The sequence below is a fragment of the Streptomyces sp. NBC_01210 genome (genome assembly GCF_036010325.1).
Classification (GTDB): domain Bacteria; phylum Actinomycetota; class Actinomycetes; order Streptomycetales; family Streptomycetaceae; genus Streptomyces.
Map to the genome: position 1 here is coordinate 4,121,974 of NZ_CP108549.1, position 17,253 is coordinate 4,139,226.

Genomic DNA, 17,253 nt, shown 5'->3' on the forward strand with positions numbered 1-17,253 from the left:
GATGTGGAGGTGCCCCGCTGCTGACGGGGCCACCATGAACAGGGCAGACTGTCGAGGGCGATTCCGGCAGTACGGGGGCAGGGAGCAGCTATGGACCGTGACAGCGGGCCACGCGTACCGGAGCAGCGTACTCCGATGCAGAGCAGCATCATTGACCTGCGCTTCAGCGTGCTCGGCCCGGTGCGTGCCTGGCGCGGCGGGGAGGCTCTGCCGTCCGGTTCGCCGCAGCAGCGCGCCCTGCTGGCCGCGCTGTTGCTGCGCGACGGCCGCACCGCGACCGCTTCCGAGCTGATCGACGCGATCTGGGGCGAGGACCCTCCTTCGCAGGCGCTCGCGGCGGTACGGACGTACGCCTCGCGCCTGCGCAAGGTGCTGTCCGCGGACGCGCTGGTCAGCGAGTCGGGCGGCTATGCGATACGGGTCAGGGGCGACGCCCTCGACCTCGCGGTGGCACAGGAGTTGGCGGCGGAGGCGGACAAGGCGCGCGCGGCCGGGGACCGCAACCAGGCCCGCGCACTGGTGGACAAGTCGCTGGGCCTGTGGGACGGCGAGCCGCTGGCCAATGTGCCGGGGCCGTACGCCGAGAACCAGCGGGCCCGGCTGGAGGAGTGGCGGCTCCAGCTCCTCGAGACCCGGCTCGACCTCTGCCTGGAGGTCGGCGCCCATGCGGAGGCGGTGTCGGAGCTGACCGCGCTCACCGCGGCGCACCCGCTGCGGGAGCGGCTGCGCGAGCTGCTGATGCTGGCGCTGTACCGCAGCGGACGCCAGGCCGAGGCGCTGGCCGTGTACGCCGACACCCGCCGGCTGCTCGCCGAGGAACTGGGCGTCGACCCGCGCCCGGAGCTCGCCAAGCTCCAGCAGCGCATTCTGCAGGCCGACGCGGAACTGGCCCGGCCGAGCGAGGAGCCGACCCGGGCCCCGCAAGTCGCCCGGCCCGCGCAACTCCCCGCCACAGTCCCGGACTTCACCGGACGTGCCTCCTTCGTACGCGAACTGGGCGACCAGCTGGCCACCGCCGAAGGCTCCGTCATGGCGGTCTCGGCGCTCGCGGGCATAGGCGGCGTCGGCAAGACGACTCTCGCGGTCCATGTGGCCCACGAGGCCCGGCCGCACTTCCCGGACGGCCAGCTGTACGTCGACCTGCAGGGCGCGGGCAATCGCGCCGCCGATCCGGAGACGGTCCTGGGCGCGTTCCTACGGGCCCTCGGCACCGCGGACTCCGCCATTCCGGACTCGCTGGACGAGCGGGCCGCGCTCTACCGCTCGACGCTGGACGACCTGCGCGTCCTGGTCCTCCTCGACAACGCGCGGGACGCCGCCCAGATCCGTCCGCTGCTGCCGGGCACGGCGGGCTGCGCGGCGCTGGTCACCAGCCGGGTCCGGATGGTGGACCTGGCCGGGGCGCACCTCGTCGACCTGGATGTGATGTCGCCGGAGGAGGCCCTGCAGCTCTTCACCAAGATCGTGGGCGAGGAGCGGGTCACCTCCGAGCGTGAGGCGGCGCTCGATGTGGTCGCCGCGTGCGGGTTCCTGCCGCTCGCGATCCGTATCGCGGCCTCGCGCCTCTCGGCCCGCCGTACCTGGACGGTCTCGGTGCTGGCCGCGAAACTCGCCGACGAACGCCGCCGCCTGGACGAACTGCAGGCGGGCGACCTCGCGGTCAAGGCCACCTTCGAACTGGGCTACGGCCAGCTGGAGCCGGCCCAGGCCCGCGCCTTCCGCCTCCTCGGCCTCGCCGACGGACCGGACATCTCGCTCGCCGCGGCCGCGGCTGTGCTCAACCTCCCGCCCCAGGTGACGGAAGACCTGCTGGAGGCTCTCGTCGACACCTCGCTGCTGGAGTCGGCGGCGCCGGGCAGGTACCGCTACCACGACCTCGTAAGGCTCTACGCGCGTGCATGCGCCGAGCGGGATGAAGAGCCGCCCGAGGAGCGGGAGTCGGCGCTGTCCCGGCTGCTGGACTTCTATCTGTCGACGGCGGCACGGGTGTTCGCGATAGAGCGTCCGGGCGACCGGCTGGTGGGCCACCTGGAGCGTACGGAGTACGAGGGCCTGGTCTTCACCAACGGGCACGACGCGCAGGACTGGCTGTACGCGGAGGCGAACTGTCTGCTTGCGAGCGCACGACAGGCATCGAGCGGTAAGCGGCTGCGCCTCGCCGTGGACCTGCTGTGGGCGGCACAGGATCTGGCGGAGTCCGGCGCCAACTCCAAGCTGTACGAGACCGTGGCCCTTTCGGCACTCGACTCGGCCCGTGCCGCCGGCGACGTCCGTACCGAAGCGCGGGCGCGGACCTCGCTGACCAACGTGCACATGGTGGCAGGCCGTTACGAGGAAGCCGACGAGGAGGCCAAGCAGGCTGCGGTCCTCGCGAAGTCCGCCCAGGACCCCGCTCCGGTCTACTGGTCGGACAACGACCGCGGCATCATCGCCTTCAACCAGGGGCGGCACGCCGAGGCCGAGGAGCACCTTCGCCGGGCGACGGAGGGTTCCCGTGCCGACGAGAACCGCCCGGGCGAGGCCAGCGCCCTGTGCAATCTCTCGCGCATCCACCTGTCCATGGGCCGTACCTCGCAAGCCATCATGCTCGCCGAGCAAGGGGTCGAGATCTACGACCGCATCGGGCACACCCTGCGGCTGGCCAATGCCCGCTACGCCCTGGGGGTCGCGCTCACCCATGCGGGACGCCACACCGAGGCGTTGGAGGAGCTCCTCGAAGCGCTGGAGAGGTTCGAGACGAACCGGCAGCGTCTGTGGGAGGGGACGACACACTTCCGTATCGCCCAGGCGCACCTCACGGCCCGCCGCCCCGCACAAGCCGCCCAGCATGCCGAGCAGGCGCTCGCCATCGGCTGCATCGGCGGCGACCGTACCCGGGGCAACGTACTGATTACGCTGGGCAGGGCGCTGGACAGCCTCGGCCAAGCGGACCGCGCGCGTGCCTGCTGGCGCGAGGCATTGTCCCTCCACGAGCAGTCGGGTGCCGCGGAAGTGGAGGAAGTACGCGGGCTTCTTGCCCCTCTCAGCGCAGCGTGAGGGCCCCCCGCCAGGGCGTTCATTGAACGTTTATGCTCATCCGACATGCTCAGTGCATTCGATCCGTCGCGTCGGGGGGCAGGCGGATCCTGGGACCTACACCTCCGCGTGGGGGCGAGCGGTCCCCCTGGCCTTCTGTCCGGCGACCCTCGGGGGAGCCTCCGGGCAGAAGGCCACCTTCGGTAACGTCGGGCAATCCCATGGGGGACAGAAAGATGAGCAACACCGAGAAGAAGCCGGAAGAGATCACCACACTGGGCGACCACCACACGCCGGCCCCGCCGCAGGGCGCCGCCATCGTGCAGGGTGACCACCACACGCCCGCACCGCCGAAGGACACCGCCACCACGATGGGCGACCACCACACTCCGGTCCCGCCCGCGGACGGCGTCACGACGCTGGGCGACCACCACACGCCGGCCCCGCCCGTGGACGGCATCACCACGATGGGCGACCACCACACGCCGGCCCCGCCCAAGATCTGACCCGAACTTCACTGAACGGGGTGCGGCCGCGGCGGCGCGGAGGGGGAGCCGCCGCGGCCGCGGCATGTCCGGTGCCCGGCCGCCGAGGTGCTCGCCGGCCGGACGGTCAGACGCGCTCGCGCGACCGCAGTTCCGTCTTCAGCACCTTCCCGCTCGCGTTCCTGGGCAGCTCGCTCACGAACTCGACCTCCCTCGGCACCTTGTAGTTCGCCATCTCCCGTCGCGACCAGGCGATGAGATCGTCCGCCGTCAGCGTCGAGTCCCTGCGCCGTACCGCGTACGCCTTGCCCACCTCGCCCAGCCGCGGGTCGGGTACGCCGATCACCGCGACATCCGCGATATCTGGGTGCAGGCCGAGTAGTTGCTCGATCTCCGCCGGATACGCGTTGAAGCCGCCGACGATGAACATGTCCTTGATCCGGTCGGTGATACGGAGATTGCCCGCATCGTCCAGGACGCCGACGTCGCCCGTGCGCAGCCAGCCGTCCTCAGTGATCGCCTTCGCCGTCTCCTCCGGGTCCTCGAAGTAGCCCTGCATCACATGGTGTCCACGCACCAGCACCTCGCCCGGTTCACCGGTGCCGGCCAGCACGCGGACCTCTGTGCCGGGGATCGCGCGGCCCGAGGTGGACGCGATCGTCTCCGGGGCGTCGCCGCGGCGGCACATGGTGACGATGCCGCTCGCCTCGGAGAGGCCGTACGCCGTGAGGACCGTGGCGATCCGCAGCTCACTGCGCAGCCGCTCGACCAGCTGGAGCGGCACGACCGCCGCGCCGGTGACGACGAGCCGCAGGGCGCTGAGGTCGTGCTGGTCGCGGGCCGGGTGGTCGAGCAGGGACTGGTGGAGGGTCGGGGGGCCAGGCAGTACGGAGATGCGTTCGGAGGCGATATTGGCCAGGACCGTGTCCACGTTGAAGACCGGCTGCGGGACCATCGTCGCGCCCCGCGTCAGGCAGGCGATGATGCCCGCTTTGTAGCCGAAGGTATGGAAGAACGGGTTCACGATCAGATAGCGGTCGCCTTCGCGCAGCCCGGCGAGATCGCTCCAGACGTCGTAGCAGCGCAGCGTCTGCGCATGAGTGATGACGGCACCCTTGGGCCGGCCCGTGGTACCCGAGGTGAAGATGATGTCGGAAGGCGCGGACGGGTCGATCGCGTCGGCGCGGGCACGGACGTCCGCGGCGGATATGGCGTCGCCGCCCGCCAGGAAGTCCTTCCAGTCACGGAAGTCCTCGGGTGCGCTGTCCGCCAGTACCACCACCTGCTCAAGATGTGGCAGGTCCACCTCCGCGCGGCGCAGGGACGCGACGTAGGACGTGCCCAGGAACGTGCCGGTGATGAAGAGGAGTTTGGCGCGGCTGCGCTGGAGGACGTACGCCGCCTCGCCGCCCTTGAAGCGGGTGTTGAGCGGCACCAGCACCGCACCGGCCGTCACCGCGCCGAGTGCCGAGACGATCCAGTCGAGCGTGTTGGGCGCCCAGACCGCGACCCGGTCGCCCGGCTCGACGCCGGACGCCATGCAGGCGGCGGCGGCACGCTCGACGCGCTCGCCCAGTTCGGCGTACGAGACCCTGACGCGGCCCTCGACGACGGCCTCCCGCTCCCCGTACCGTTCGGCAGCGCTCCGTACCAGCCTCGGGATGCTGCCCCACTCCAGGTCGCCGCGCATCGCAAGCCCTCCCACCGCAGTTGCTGACTATCCGTCAGATTAGCTGTAGCCTGACGCGCTGTCAGCAGGGAGAACGATCGCGGAGGTGGCGCACCGTGGCGACGCTCAAGGACGCAGCGGCGATAGTCGGCATAGGGCAGACGCCCTTCGCCAGGCAACTCCCCGAATCCGAGAAGACCCTGGCCTGCCGCGCCGTCCTCGCCGCGCTCGACGACGCCGGTATCGACCCTTCCGAGGTCGACGGCTTCGCCTCGTACACAATGGAGGAGACGGACGAGGTCGAGGTCGCCAAGGCCATCGGCGCCGGGGACGTGACCTTCTTCTCCAAGGCCGGTTACGGCGGCGGTGGTTCCTGCGCCACCATCGCCCATCTCGCGGGCGCGATCGCCACCGGTCAGGCGAGCGTCGGCGTCGCCTGGCGCTCCCGCAAACGCGGCAGCGGCCCAAGGCCCTGGAAGAACACGGCAGTTCAACTTCCCACACCCGCCCAGTGGACCCGTCCCTTCGGTCTGCTGCGGCCCGCCGACGAGATCGGCATGCTGGCGCGGAGATATATGCACGAGTACGGCGCCACCCGCGACCATCTCTTCAATGTCGCCCTCGCCTGCCGCAACCGTGCCAACCAGAACCCCGCCGCCGTCATGTACGAGCGGCCGCTGACCCGCGAGATGTATATGACCGCCCGCTGGATCAGCGATCCGCTCTGCCTCTTCGACAACTGCCTGGAGACCGACGGCGCGCTGGCCTGCGTGATCGTCTCGGCCGAACGGGCCCGCGACTGCCGGCAGAAGCCGGTGTACATCCACTCCGCCGCCCAGGGCCTGCCCGCGCAGCATCACGGGATGGTCAACTACTGGAACGACGACCCGCTCACCGGACCCGCCTGGACGGCCGGCAGGCAGCTGTGGAAGACCGCCGACTTCGGTCCGCAGGATGTCGATGTGGCGCAGATCTACGACGCGTTCACCCCGCTCGTCCCGCTCTCGCTGGAGGGGTACGGCTTCTGCGGACGAGGGGAGGGCGCGGCCTTCACCGAGGGCGGCGCGCTGGAGATCGGCGGCCGGCTGCCGGTCAACACCGGCGGCGGAGGTCTGAGCGAGGCGTACGTCCACGGCTTCAACCTCATCACCGAGGGCGTGAAGCAGCTGCGCGGCACCAGCACGGCGCAGGTCCCGGACGCCGCGACCTGCCTGGTCACGGCGGGCGAGGGAGTGCCCACTTCGGCTGTACTGCTGAGGAGTTGAGATGGACTCGCTACTGACGCCGGTCGTCGACGACGACGGCGCGCCCTTCTGGGAGTACGCCGCGCAGGGCGAACTCCGCGTGCAGGCCTGCGCCGACCCGGACTGCGCCGAACTGCGCTTCCCGCCACGGCCCTGCTGCCCGCACTGCCGGTCCTTCGACAGCGAGTGGCGCAGGATGAGCGGGCGCGGCCGCATCTGGTCCTACGTGTTCCCCCATCCGCCGCTGCTGCCCGCGTACGCCGCCCGGGCGCCGTACAACGCGGTCGTCGTCGAGCTCCTGGACGCGCCCCGTATCCGCCTGGTCGGCAATGTGGTCGCGGCGCCGGACGCGCCGCTGAACTCGGTCGATCCGGCGCGGCTGCGCATCGGGACCGGAGTGAGGGTGGCGTTCACCGAGCTGGACGGGGTCACCGTGCCGCGCTGGCTGCTGGAGCGGGCATGAGCCTGGGCATCGACACGTACAAGGAGACGGGTGTCGCGCTGGTCACGCTGGACCGGCCCGAGCGGCACAACGCGATCGATCTGGCGATGGCCGGTGAACTGGCCGCCGCCTGGCGTCAGTTCCGCTTCGACGACTCCGTACGGGCGGTCGTGGTGACCGGAGCGGGCACCAAGGCGTTCTGCACCGGCATCGACCGCTCGGTGCGGGTGCCGCAGCCCTCGTCCCCGTACACGATCGACGATCCGCTGATCGCGATCGGGCCGAAGGCGAACGAGCTGTGGAAACCGGTGGTCGCGGCCGTGGAGGGGATGGCCTGCGGCGGGGCGTTCTATCTGCTCGGGGAGAGCGAGTTCCTGGTGGCCTCGCGGGAGGCGACGTTCTTCGATCCGCATACGACGTACGGCATGGTCAGCGCGTACGAGGCGATCTCCATGGCGCAGCGGATGCCGTTCGGCGAAGTGGCGCGAATGGCGCTGATGGGGACGGCGGAGCGGCTCTCGGCGCAGCGGGCCTACGAGACGGGTCTGGTCTCGGAGCTGACGGAGCCGGGCGATGCGGTGGCGGCCGCGCTGCGGGCCGCCGCGGTGGTGGCGTCGTACCCGACCGAGGCGGTGCAGGGGACCGTACGGGCGGTGTGGTCCGCGAGGGAGGCGGCCAGGTCGCAGGCGCTCGCGCATGCCCCGCACCTGATCACGCTCGGGAATCTGCCGCCGGAGCGGCAGGCGGAACTCTTCGAGGGCGGGCGGGGCCGGGGGAGCTACACGTTGCGGTAGCCGCATCCCAGCCCCGTCGGCGGACATCCCCAGCCCCTCCGGCGATTGAGGAGCGGGGCTTGGGGCGGAGCCCCAACAGGGCCGTCAGCTCGCCGTACGGCTCGCGCTGATGACTTCGCACTTCTTGTACTCGGAGCCGTCGCCGGAACCGGTGTACGGGGTGCTCGCGTTGCCGGGCGCAGAGGCACCGGGCTGCACCTGGAGGTCCTCGACCTTGGCGATGGCGAGGTTGACCTTCGTGTCGCCGAGGTTGCCCTTGAACTGCAGGCTCACGTCGTACTTGTACGCCAGCGAGTCGCTGTTGGTGACGGTGATCTTCGCGGTGAGGTTCTTGCCGGAGGCGTCGAGGCCGCACTCGTCGATCCTGACGTCACGCTCGGCCTTGTGGGCGCTGGAGCCGCCGGTCACAGAGCCGGTGGAACCACTCGAGGTGCTGCTGTCGTTGTGGTTGCTGCCGCCGCTGCTACTGCTGCTGCTTCCATGGCTGCTGCCGCCGCAGCTGCCGCCGTGGGAGCCGCGGGCTCCGGTCAGTGCGACGACTGCGATACCGAATACGGCAATGGCGCGGACATGACGGATCTTCACGTTTCAACCCCCGTTGAAAGTCGTGTCGGTGAGTGGGGCTCAATTGACGAGCGCACGTCACCCTAGCAGCGGTTGATCGCCGCGCCGTCCACGAAACCGACCACGAAACCGACCACGCGGCCGCCCCGCAGCGGCCCCGGAAGCGGCCTCCCGCCCTCAGTCGCCGAGCAGCGCCTCGGCTTCGCATTTCTTCACCCGTGCCACCAGCTTGGGGCTCCGCATGGCGACCTTGACGGTCCTGGTCTCGCCGCCGTCCAGCGTGACCTCGGTGTTTCCGCGGTCGACGACCGCGCCCGCGGCGTCCACGAACACCACGTCGACCTCGTACCTGTGCGAGACCCCGCCGTCCGCAACCACCTTCACCGTGGCGGACGTTGTGGCCTTGCGCTTTCCACGGCCCTTCTTCACACAGGTGACGACAGTCGCCCGTGCGGTGGCAGTGGCGGTCGCCGTGGGCGTCGGATCCTCGGTGTACGAGTCCGACCCCGACGAGCCGGATGAACCGGACGACGAGCTGTAGTCGTCGTTGTCGTAGTCGCGGTAGCCGCCGTTCGACTTCTTGGAGCTGGAGCAGCCGCCTCCGCCACCACTGCTGCCGTGCGACCTGCTCTTGCCACCTCTGCCGCCCTTGCCGGTCGAGGCCGAACTCGAGAAACCGGTCAGCGCCAGCACCACCACGACCAGTACGGCCGCGAGCTTGAGACGTCGGCCCAGCATGTGCCCGCCCTCCCCCAGTGCTTCACAGCACTTATATGTACCTGACAATCGCGCGACACCGTAGCAGTCGCGAATCAGGGGTGGGTACTCGCGTGCGTGACGGCCGTCGTAGCAGTCACGGAAGGGGCTCCATACGGCGGCCGTCGCTCCGACGAGAGCGAGGATCAGCCGATGATGTTGCGGATCATCGCCGGCCTCCTGGGGGTGTCGCTCTCGATCACGACGCTACGCCCGGACGGTGCCGGTCGCCATCGGGGCACCCGCCGGACAGGCCGCGTTTCCGGCCGTCCGGCGATGGAGGACAAGTCCTAGCGTGCGCCGCCCGAACCGCCACGGCCGGTGGCCGTGCCCTTGACCGCGTCCAGCGCGTACACACAGCGGTCCTTGCTGCACGCGTACACCACACCGCCCTGCGCCACCGGGGAGCCCGTGATCTCGCCGCCCGTCGCGAGCTTCCAGCGGAGCTGGCCGCCGCTCGCGTCCAGGGTGTAGAGCACATGGTCCGCGGAGCCGAAGTGGACCCGGCCGTCGGCGACCACCGGGGCGCCGATCACCTCGCCGCCCGCCGCGAAGCGCCACATGGGTGTGCCCGTCACCGCGTCCAGGGTGTAGAGCGCGCTGCCGCTGCCGACATGAATGTTGCCGTTCGCGACCAGCACCGGCTCGATGGACTGCCGCGATTCCGTGGCGATGCGCCAGCGGTCCTTGCCGGTCGTGGCGTCCAGGGCGTACACCGTGCCGAGGTAGTCGACGAGATAGACACCGCCGCCCGTCACCGCCGGGCCCGGCGCGAAGACCGGCGGCGAGAGGAAGACCGCGGGCGACTCGAAGTGCCAGCGCACCCGGCCGTTGGCGATGTCGATGGCGAGGGCGCGGGTGCCGGCCGCGACATAGACATAGCCGTCGGGCGCGGGCTGCACCCGTACCGGCACATTGCCGCAGGACGTCGCGTCGCCGACGGGGTACGACCAGCGCTCGACACCCGTACGGGCCTCCAGCGCACGCAGCCTCGCGTCCTTCCACACGTACACCGTGTCGTCGAAGATCGCGGGCCCGGCCTCGGGCGTCTCGAAGTCCGTCTGCGCCCCGGCCGTCTCCCAGAGCTTCTCACCGCTGGAGGCCTCCCATGCCTGTACGCCGCCGCCGCGCGTCCCGGTGAGGACGGTGCCGCGGTCGGCCTTGAGGGAGTACACCCAGGCGTCGGTCTGGAGCCGCCACCGCTCCTGGCCGTTCGTCGCGTCGAGTGCGTACAGCGTCGGCCCGTCCGAGGCGTGGATACGGCCGCCGGCCACCGCCATCGCCCACGCCACGTCCCTGGTCTTGAACTGGCGCCGGCCGCTGCCCACGTCCAGGGCATGTACCTCGAAGGACGTCACGTACAGCAGGTCACCGGCCACCACCGGCGTACCCCAGACGTCGTTCGACATCCGGAAACGCCACGGCCGCCAGTGTCCGGCCGCGCCGTCCGGCGGCGAAGCGGGCGGCGGCACCGGCGCCGCAACGGCGGAGGGTACGGCGGACGGTCCCGGAGACGGTACGGCGCTGGTCGCTGCCTCCGCGCCGTTCAGCCCGCCGGGCGGGCGGACCCAGCCGGTCGCCGGACCGGCCTCGACGACCCCGCCGCGGCCCGCGTCCGCGACCCTGGGTCCTGGACCGATCGGCACCTTGGAGCCGGGCAGCCGGACCGGCCCCGCCGGGGCGGGCGAGGCTGCGGCCTGGCCCGTACGCGGGTCGTTGCCGCCCCGCCAGGCGGAGTCCCAGTCCGCGCCCTGCCGGGAGGGCGGCGGCTGCTGCGGCGGCGCCTGAGGGCGCGGAGGCGTGGGCTCGGCGGGGCGCTGCGGGACCGGGGCCGGGGCCGGAGCCGGGGGGCGACCGCCGCGGCGCTGCTCGATCATCGCGGTGGCCCGCGCCGGCAGCCAGGCGGACGCCGTACCGCTGTCGTCGCTGCCGGAGGAGAAGAGATGCGGAGCGAGCTGCGCCTGCAGATCCTCGGGCGTCGGCCGCAGCCCGGCCTCCATCTGCATACAGGAGTCGATGAGCGGCCGGAGCTCGTCCGGCAGGCCCGCCAGGTCCGGGCCCTCGCGCAGCAGCATGAACACGGTCTCGACGGGGTTCGCGCCGTGGAAGGGCGCGTGTCCGGTGGCCGCGAAGACCAGCGTGGAGCCGAGCGAGAAGACATCGCTCGCGCCGGTCACGCTGCGTGAGTCGCGCGCCTGTTCCGGCGACATGTACGCGGGTGTACCCACGGCGACGTTGGTCATCGTCAGCCGGGTGTTGGAGACGCCGGACGCGATGCCGAAGTCGATGACCCGCGGCCCGTCCTCCACGACCAGGACGTTCGACGGCTTGAGGTCGCGGTGGACGAGACCCGCGCCGTGGATGGACTGCAGCGCCTCAGCGACGCCGGCCGCCAGCCAGCGCACCGCCTGGGCCGGCATCGGCCCGCACTCATTCACTATTTCTTCGAGGGAGGGGGCGGGGACGTACGCGGTGGCCAGCCACGGCACAGCCGCCCGCGGATCGGCGTCCACCACGGCTGCGGTGTAGAAACCGCTGACGGCGCGGGCGGCCTCCACCTCACGGGTGAAGCGGACGCGGAACAGCTGGTCCTCGGCAAGCTCGGTACGCACAGTCTTGATCGCCACCCGGCGGCCGGACGCCGACCGGGCGAGATAGACCAGTCCCATGCCGCCGGCACCGAGCCGGCCCAGCACCTCGAACGGACCGATCCGTCTCGGGTCATGCTGCGTCAGCTGCTCCATCACTTGCCTGCCACCTCCCCGTACGGGCCCCAGAAGAAATGGGGCCCGTCACAGCCCCGTGCAGCGTCTCACCGCCGAGACCCTCAGCGGTTGCACACCCTGATTCTTCCTGTCGGAGGCGACGGTTGCGAACCCGGGGGCGGATCGGGGTGTCTCACCCGGATTCGGGCACGGTTCGGGGGGCGGAATGGTTAGCTATGCGCCTCCAGACGGCCGCTTGCACGCAGGGAGCCGCCGCAGGAGATCGAGTCGCTGCCGTCCCCGGTGCGCCAGGCCCCGTACAGGGTCTTGACGCGGGCCGGCCACTTCGGGTTGCTCACGTCGTCGCAGTCGACAACCAGTCGCCAGGTGTATGAGGAGCCGCTGTAGCAATTGGCGGAGGCGGTGTCACCGCTGCCGGCGAGGTTGCAGGGCAGCCGGGCGGCGGAGGCGGGGGTCGCGGTGAACAGTCCGGCGGCGACGGCAGCGCCGACGGCGAGTGCCAGGGCGGTCTTGGTACGCAGCACGAGGGGGTCCTTTCGCGGTGGGGGAAAGACCACCACTATGGATCAACCCGCAGCTCCAGGTCTAGACCATTTGCCGCCCCAACTCCCGCTCTTTCAGACCGCCTTGGCCCCTTCCTCGGGTTCGGCGAGTACGGCGAACGAAGCGCCCTGATTGTCGGCGAGCACCGCGATACGACCGTGGGGGATGTCGAAGGGCGGCGCCTGGACCCGGCCGCCGAGGCGGGTGACCGCCGCGGCCGCCTCGTCGCAGTCCTCGACGCAGAAGTAGATGAGGAAGTGGCCGGGCATCTCGGCCGGGAAGGCGTCGGTGAGCATGCTGCGGCCACCGATGGCGGTGTCCTCCCCGGGCTCCGTACCGGCGGGCGACCACGTCCGGAAGTCGATGGGGGCGTCCGGCAGATCCTTTCCCTGGAAGCCGAAGATCGACTCGTAGAAGGGGTCGACGCTCTCCTTGTCGCGCGTGTACACCTCGGTCCAGCAGAAAGAGCCGGGCTTGCCCTGCTTCTCGAAGCCGGGCTTGTCGCCGGCCTGCCAGAGCCCGAAGACCGCGCCGCCGGGGTCCGCGGCCTCCACGATCGTGCCGGCGGTGCCGACCGGCTGCGGGTAGGTGATCACCTGGCCGCCGGCCTCCGTGATCTTCCGGCCGAGGGCGGCGGCGTCGCGAGTGGCGAAGTAGACGCCCCAGACGGTGGGCATCCGGCCGTCCCGCTTGGGCGCGAGGCCGGCGACGAGCTTTCCGTCGCTGAAGGCGTTGACATACCCGCCGTCCCCCTCGTCGAATGTCCAGCCGAACAGCTCGCCGTAGAAGCGCTTGCCCGCCTCGACATCGGGAAGCGCTGCGTCCACCCAGCAGGGCGTGCCCTCCGTGAATGCGGCCATGGACCCGATTCCTTCCCTCGTAACGGGATGTGGTGCCCGTCACACTCAAGCTAATGGCGCACCACGCGCACCGCAGGGAATCAAATCGAACAAATTGCCCAATTGTCAGGATCCGAAGCCCGGGGTCCACGATCCGGGGCCGGGGTCTTGTTTCGTTGAGTTATGCACAGAAGTTTTCCACAGGCTGTTGATAAGACTATTGAGGCACCCCATTTGCACTCGGCCGAATCGCGCGCCGATCACCCCTCGGTAAGCTGACGGCATGACAGGACAAGTACGCACCGTCGACGGCCGAGTGGCCGGACGACGCGGCCAGGCGACGCGGCAGAAGCTGCTCGACTGCCTCAGCGAGATGCTCAGCTCCTCGCCGTACCGGGACGTCAAAGTCATCGACGTGGCCCGGAAGGCGGGCACTTCACCCGCGACCTTCTACCAGTACTTCCCGGACGTCGAGGGCGCGGTCCTCGAGATCGCCGAGGAAATGGCCAAGGAGGGCGCGGGGTTGACCGAACTGGTTGCCGGCCGCTCCTGGGTCGGCAAGGCGGCCTGGCAGACCTCGGAGGAGCTGGTGGAGGGCTTCCTCGACTTCTGGCGCCGCCATGACGCGATCCTGCGGGTGGTCGACCTCGGCGCGGCGGAGGGCGACAAGCGGTTCTACAAGATCCGCATGAAGATCCTGAACTCCGTGACCAACTCCCTTACGGACGCGGTGAAGGAACTCCAGACGAAGGGCAAGGTCGACAAGGACGTCAGTCCGGCGGCGATCGCGGGCTCGCTCGTGGCGATGCTGGCGGCGGTGGCGTCGCATCAGAAGGGGTTCACGGCCTGGGGTGTGAAACAGGCGGAACTGAAGCCCAATCTGGGGCTGTTGGTGCATTTGGGCATCACGGGCAGGAAGCCGACGAAGTAGGCGCGGCAGCGTCGCGTCACCCCAGGTCCTGTCACGCCAACGCGGCGCCTTCACCGGCCGAACACCCTACGAACGCCTCCGACAGAGTCCGGAACCCACGGTCACAGGCTCCGTCAGCTGCCCACCTGGCGGCGCGACAGGCGAAAGACGCGGATCTCTCTCTTCACCCGGGACTGGTACGTCGCGTACGGCGGCCAGAACGTCAGCGCCGCCCGCCACGCCCTCTCCCTCTCCTCGCCCTCCAGCAGGCGTGCCCGCACCAGGACGTCCCTGCCCCTCCAACTCACCTCCGCCTCCGGGTGTTCGATCAGGTTCGCCGTCCACGCCGGATGGCCCTCTCGGCCGAAGTTGGAGCCGATCAGGATCCAGTCGCCCGACTCTTCCGGCATGCACGCCAGCGGGGTGACTCTGGGCAGGCCGCTCTTCGCGCCGCGAGCCGTGAGGACGACTCCCGGCAGCATCTGCGCGCTCAGCAGCACCTTGCCCCGCGTCAGCCGGTGGACGGCACGGTCCAGCGCCGGGACGAAGTGAGGCGCGATCCTCGCGAAGGCGCGGGTCGACGAGACCTTCTGGACCAGGCGCACACCGAGCGTCATCAGACGGCCACCGCCTCGGGCCCCGGCGCCGCCGCGGAACCCGACCCCGACGCGGCCCCCGGCGCCGCTCCCAACCCCGACCCCGACGGCGCCCCCGACGCCGCTCCCGACGGCGGGACGAAGAGTCCGGCCCGTTCGGCCGCACGGGTGCGCAGCCTGTGCACCGGGCCGAAGAGCAGCTCGTCCGCCGCCGCCCGTTTGAAGTACAGATGCGCCTCGTGTTCCCAGGTGAAGCCGATGCCACCGTGCAGCTGGACCGCCTCGCCCGCGACCACCCGCAGCGTTTCCAGGCCCTGCGCCAGCGCCAGGCCCCCCTCCCTCGGGTCCCAGGCCGCGTAGTACGCCGCCGAGCGGGCCGCCTGGACCCGCACATACAGATCGGCCAGCCGGTGCTTGACCGCCTGGAAGGAGCCGACCGCGCGGCCGAACTGCTCGCGCGCCCGGACGTACTCCAGCGTGCGGTCGAGCGCACACGACGCCGCGCCGACCGCTTCCGCCGCAAGCAGCGTCGCCGCCCGGATCCCGGTCGCCGCCAGCGCCCCCGGCACATCCGCCGCGTCGTCCGCGCCCAGCAACTCCGCCGCGCAGTCCCGCAGTTCCACCCGGGCCTGCGGCCGTGTCCCGTCCAGCGCGGTCTGCCGGGTCCGCGAAAGCCCCGCCGCATCCGCCCGGACCAGGAAGAGGAGCGTGCGGCTACGGGCGAAGCCGCCCGTATGGGCCGCGACGAGCAGCAGCCCAGCGCTGTGGCCGTCGAGGACCTGACAGGCCTCCCCGTACAGCAGCCGGCCGCCGCCATCACCCGGCCGTGCCTGGACGCCGCCGGCCCGGCCACCGCCCGCCCACTCCCCCGACGCGTTGTCGCCGCTCAGTCCGAGTGCCGCCGCGAGGCTGCCGCCCGGCACAGCGAGTGCGCAGGTCAGCGAGCCGTCCGCGATGCGCGGGAGCAGCTCGTCGCGCTGCGCCGGCGTGCCGAGCGCGGCGATCAGCGGCGCCGCCAGCCCCGCCGTGGCGAGCAGGGGCGAGGGCAGCAGTGCCCGCCCGGTCTCCTCACAGGCGAGTGCGAGCTCCGCGAGACCGCAGCCCACGCCTCCGTACGACTCCGGCAGCGCCAGCCCCGGCAGGCCCAGCTGCGCGGACAGCTGCGCCCACAGCTCGGCGTCGTATCCGGCTGCCGTGCGGACGGCGGCCTTGACCTCGTCCGGGCCCGACCGTTTGGTCAGCAGCTCGCGCAGGGTGCGGCGGATCTCGTCCTGCTCCGCGGTGAAGGCGCTGTTCATGGGATCCCCTCCATATCTGACGGGCCGTCATGTTAGAGCGGACGGATCCAGATGCACAGGGGCGTGCGCCCATCGGGGGGATACGCCTCCCGGTATCTGATGTACCGTCAGATTCATGCCTTCAACTCCGCGCACCCCGCGCAAGGTCGCCATCGTCGGCATATCCCTCTCGGACTGCGGACGCGTCGACGGCCCCACGCCGTACGCCCTGCACGCCCAGGCAGCCCGCCGCGCACTCGCCGACTCCGGCCTCGAGCGCTCCGTCATCGACGGCTTCGGCTCGGCCGGCCTCGGCACCCTCGCCCCGGTCGAGGTCGCCGAGTATCTGGGCCTGCGGCCGAGGTGGGTGGACTCGACCGCCGTGGGCGGGGCCACCTGGGAGGTCATGGCGGCCCACGCCGCCGACGCGATCGCGGCCGGTCACGCCAATGCCGTGCTCCTCGTCTACGGATCGACCGCCCGCGCCGACATCAGGGCGGGGCGGCGCACCTCCAACCTCTCCTTCGGCGGCCGCGGGCCGCTGCAGTTCGAGGTCCCTTACGGGCACACGCTCATCTCCAAGTACGCGATGGCCGCCCGCCGCCATATGCACGAGTACGGCACGACCCTGGAGCAGCTCGCGTCGGTGGCGGTCCAGGCGCGGGCGAACGCCGCCGCCAATCCGGACGCGATGTTCCGCAAGCCGATCACCGTCGACGAGGTGCTCGACGGGCCGTTGATCGCGGACCCGTTCACCAAACTGCACTGCTGCATCCGCAGCGACGGCGGCTGTGCGGTGCTGCTCGCGGCCGAGGAGTACGTACCGGACACCGCGAAGGACCCGGTATGGATCCTCGGCACCGGGGAGTACGTCTCGCACACCACCATGTCGGAGTGGGAGGACTTCACCGTCTCCCCGGCGGCGGTCTCGGGCCACCTCGCCTTCGAGCGCGCGGGCGTCTCCCCTGCCGACATGGATATCGCCGAGATCTATGACGCCTTCACCTATATGACTCTGGTGACCCTCGAAGACCTGGGTTTCTGCGCCAAGGGCGAGGGCGGCCCGTTCGTCGGGAAAGGGCGGCTGACGCGGGACGGCGAGCTGCCGGTCAACACCGACGGCGGCGGTCTCTCCGCCTGCCATCCGGGGATGCGCGGACTGTTTCTGCTGGTCGAGGCCGTGCGGCAGCTGCGCGGCGAGGCGGGCGGCCACCAGGTGCGCAAGGCGGACGGCGGGCCGCCGCGACTGGCGGTCGCCTCCGGTACGGGTGGCTGGTTCTGCTCCTCGGGGACGGTGGTGCTGGGCAGGGGCTGAAGAATCTATACAGCCGTCATAGACAAGCGTATGGGACGCTCGTATAGTCGGGTCATCGGCAAGCGCGAACGCGCACCG

General features: G+C 70.9%; 15 protein-coding genes. 7 read left to right on the forward strand and 8 right to left on the reverse strand.

The features are described 5' to 3' along the window. Nucleotides 1-90 precede the first annotated feature (90 nt). Nucleotides 91-3,036, forward strand: coding sequence for an AfsR/SARP family transcriptional regulator (locus tag OG735_RS18500; RefSeq protein WP_327324296.1), 2,946 nt, complete (start codon nt 91-93; stop codon nt 3,034-3,036). A gap of 215 nt (nt 3,037-3,251) precedes the next feature. Then, nucleotides 3,252-3,521, forward strand: coding sequence for a hypothetical protein (locus OG735_RS18505; protein ID WP_327324297.1), 270 nt, complete (start codon nt 3,252-3,254; stop codon nt 3,519-3,521). A gap of 106 nt (nt 3,522-3,627) precedes the next feature. Here OG735_RS18505 and OG735_RS18510 read toward each other — a convergent pair whose 3' ends face one another. Beyond that, on the reverse strand, nt 3,628-5,190 hold the full coding sequence (locus OG735_RS18510) for a FadD3 family acyl-CoA ligase (protein ID WP_327324298.1): 1,563 nt from the start codon (nt 5,188-5,190) through the stop codon (nt 3,628-3,630). A gap of 95 nt (nt 5,191-5,285) precedes the next feature. Between OG735_RS18510 and OG735_RS18515 the strand changes: the two genes are divergently transcribed. From OG735_RS18515 to OG735_RS18525, 3 genes are read left to right on the forward strand one after another with little or no spacing between them, the layout of a single operon-like run. Further along, nucleotides 5,286-6,434: a lipid-transfer protein gene (locus OG735_RS18515; RefSeq protein ID WP_327324299.1), complete on the forward strand. Its 1,149-nt coding sequence runs from the start codon at nt 5,286-5,288 to the stop codon at nt 6,432-6,434. Nucleotide 6,435: 1 nt separating this feature from the next. Further along, complete coding sequence (locus OG735_RS18520; RefSeq protein ID WP_327324301.1) at nt 6,436-6,876, forward strand: Zn-ribbon domain-containing OB-fold protein; 441 nt, start codon at nt 6,436-6,438, stop codon at nt 6,874-6,876. Further along, nucleotides 6,873-7,649 carry an enoyl-CoA hydratase/isomerase family protein gene (locus OG735_RS18525; RefSeq protein ID WP_327324302.1) on the forward strand — a complete coding sequence of 259 codons (777 nt, stop codon included), beginning with the start codon at nt 6,873-6,875 and terminating at the stop codon, nt 7,647-7,649. Before OG735_RS18520 ends, OG735_RS18525 begins: the two co-directional genes overlap by 4 nt. Before the next feature lie 84 nt (nt 7,650-7,733). On the opposite strand, the gene OG735_RS18530 is transcribed toward OG735_RS18525, so the two are convergent. The 5 genes from OG735_RS18530 to OG735_RS18550 form a co-directional block, all read right to left on the reverse strand. After that, nucleotides 7,734-8,234 carry a hypothetical protein gene (locus tag OG735_RS18530; protein WP_327324303.1) on the reverse strand — a complete coding sequence of 167 codons (501 nt, stop codon included), beginning with the start codon at nt 8,232-8,234 and terminating at the stop codon, nt 7,734-7,736. Between the two features lie 156 nt (nt 8,235-8,390). After that, nucleotides 8,391-8,951, reverse strand: a complete 561-nt coding sequence (locus OG735_RS18535) for a hypothetical protein (protein WP_327324304.1) — start codon at nt 8,949-8,951, stop codon at nt 8,391-8,393. Nucleotides 8,952-9,259: 308 nt separating this feature from the next. Next, on the reverse strand, nt 9,260-11,713 hold the full coding sequence (locus tag OG735_RS18540) for an outer membrane protein assembly factor BamB family protein (RefSeq protein WP_327324306.1): 2,454 nt from the start codon (nt 11,711-11,713) through the stop codon (nt 9,260-9,262). A gap of 191 nt (nt 11,714-11,904) precedes the next feature. Beyond that, the gene (locus OG735_RS18545) at nt 11,905-12,219 is read right to left on the reverse strand and encodes a hypothetical protein (protein ID WP_327324307.1); all 315 of its coding nucleotides are present in this window, start codon (nt 12,217-12,219) and stop codon (nt 11,905-11,907) included. 93 nt (nt 12,220-12,312) lie between these two features. Continuing rightward, nucleotides 12,313-13,098 (reverse strand): VOC family protein, encoded by a 786-nt coding sequence (locus OG735_RS18550; RefSeq protein ID WP_327324308.1) that lies wholly within the window; start codon nt 13,096-13,098, stop codon nt 12,313-12,315. A gap of 262 nt (nt 13,099-13,360) precedes the next feature. Here OG735_RS18550 and OG735_RS18555 point away from each other — a divergent pair, with 262 nt between their 5' ends. Then, the gene (locus OG735_RS18555) at nt 13,361-14,008 is read left to right on the forward strand and encodes a TetR family transcriptional regulator (RefSeq protein ID WP_327324309.1); all 648 of its coding nucleotides are present in this window, start codon (nt 13,361-13,363) and stop codon (nt 14,006-14,008) included. 113 nt (nt 14,009-14,121) lie between these two features. Here OG735_RS18555 and OG735_RS18560 read toward each other — a convergent pair whose 3' ends face one another. Together OG735_RS18560 and OG735_RS18565 are read right to left on the reverse strand one after the other, a co-directional pair. After that, nucleotides 14,122-14,604 (reverse strand): nitroreductase family deazaflavin-dependent oxidoreductase, encoded by a 483-nt coding sequence (locus OG735_RS18560; RefSeq protein WP_327324310.1) that lies wholly within the window; start codon nt 14,602-14,604, stop codon nt 14,122-14,124. After that, nucleotides 14,604-15,881 carry an acyl-CoA dehydrogenase family protein gene (locus tag OG735_RS18565; protein WP_327324311.1) on the reverse strand — a complete coding sequence of 426 codons (1,278 nt, stop codon included), beginning with the start codon at nt 15,879-15,881 and terminating at the stop codon, nt 14,604-14,606. The genes OG735_RS18560 and OG735_RS18565 overlap by 1 nt, the downstream gene beginning before the upstream one ends. Before the next feature lie 115 nt (nt 15,882-15,996). Between OG735_RS18565 and OG735_RS18570 the strand changes: the two genes are divergently transcribed. Next, entirely contained in the window at nt 15,997-17,175 is a 1,179-nt protein-coding gene (locus OG735_RS18570) for a thiolase C-terminal domain-containing protein (RefSeq protein WP_327324312.1), read from the forward strand. The last annotated feature ends 78 nt before the right edge of the window (nt 17,176-17,253 follow it).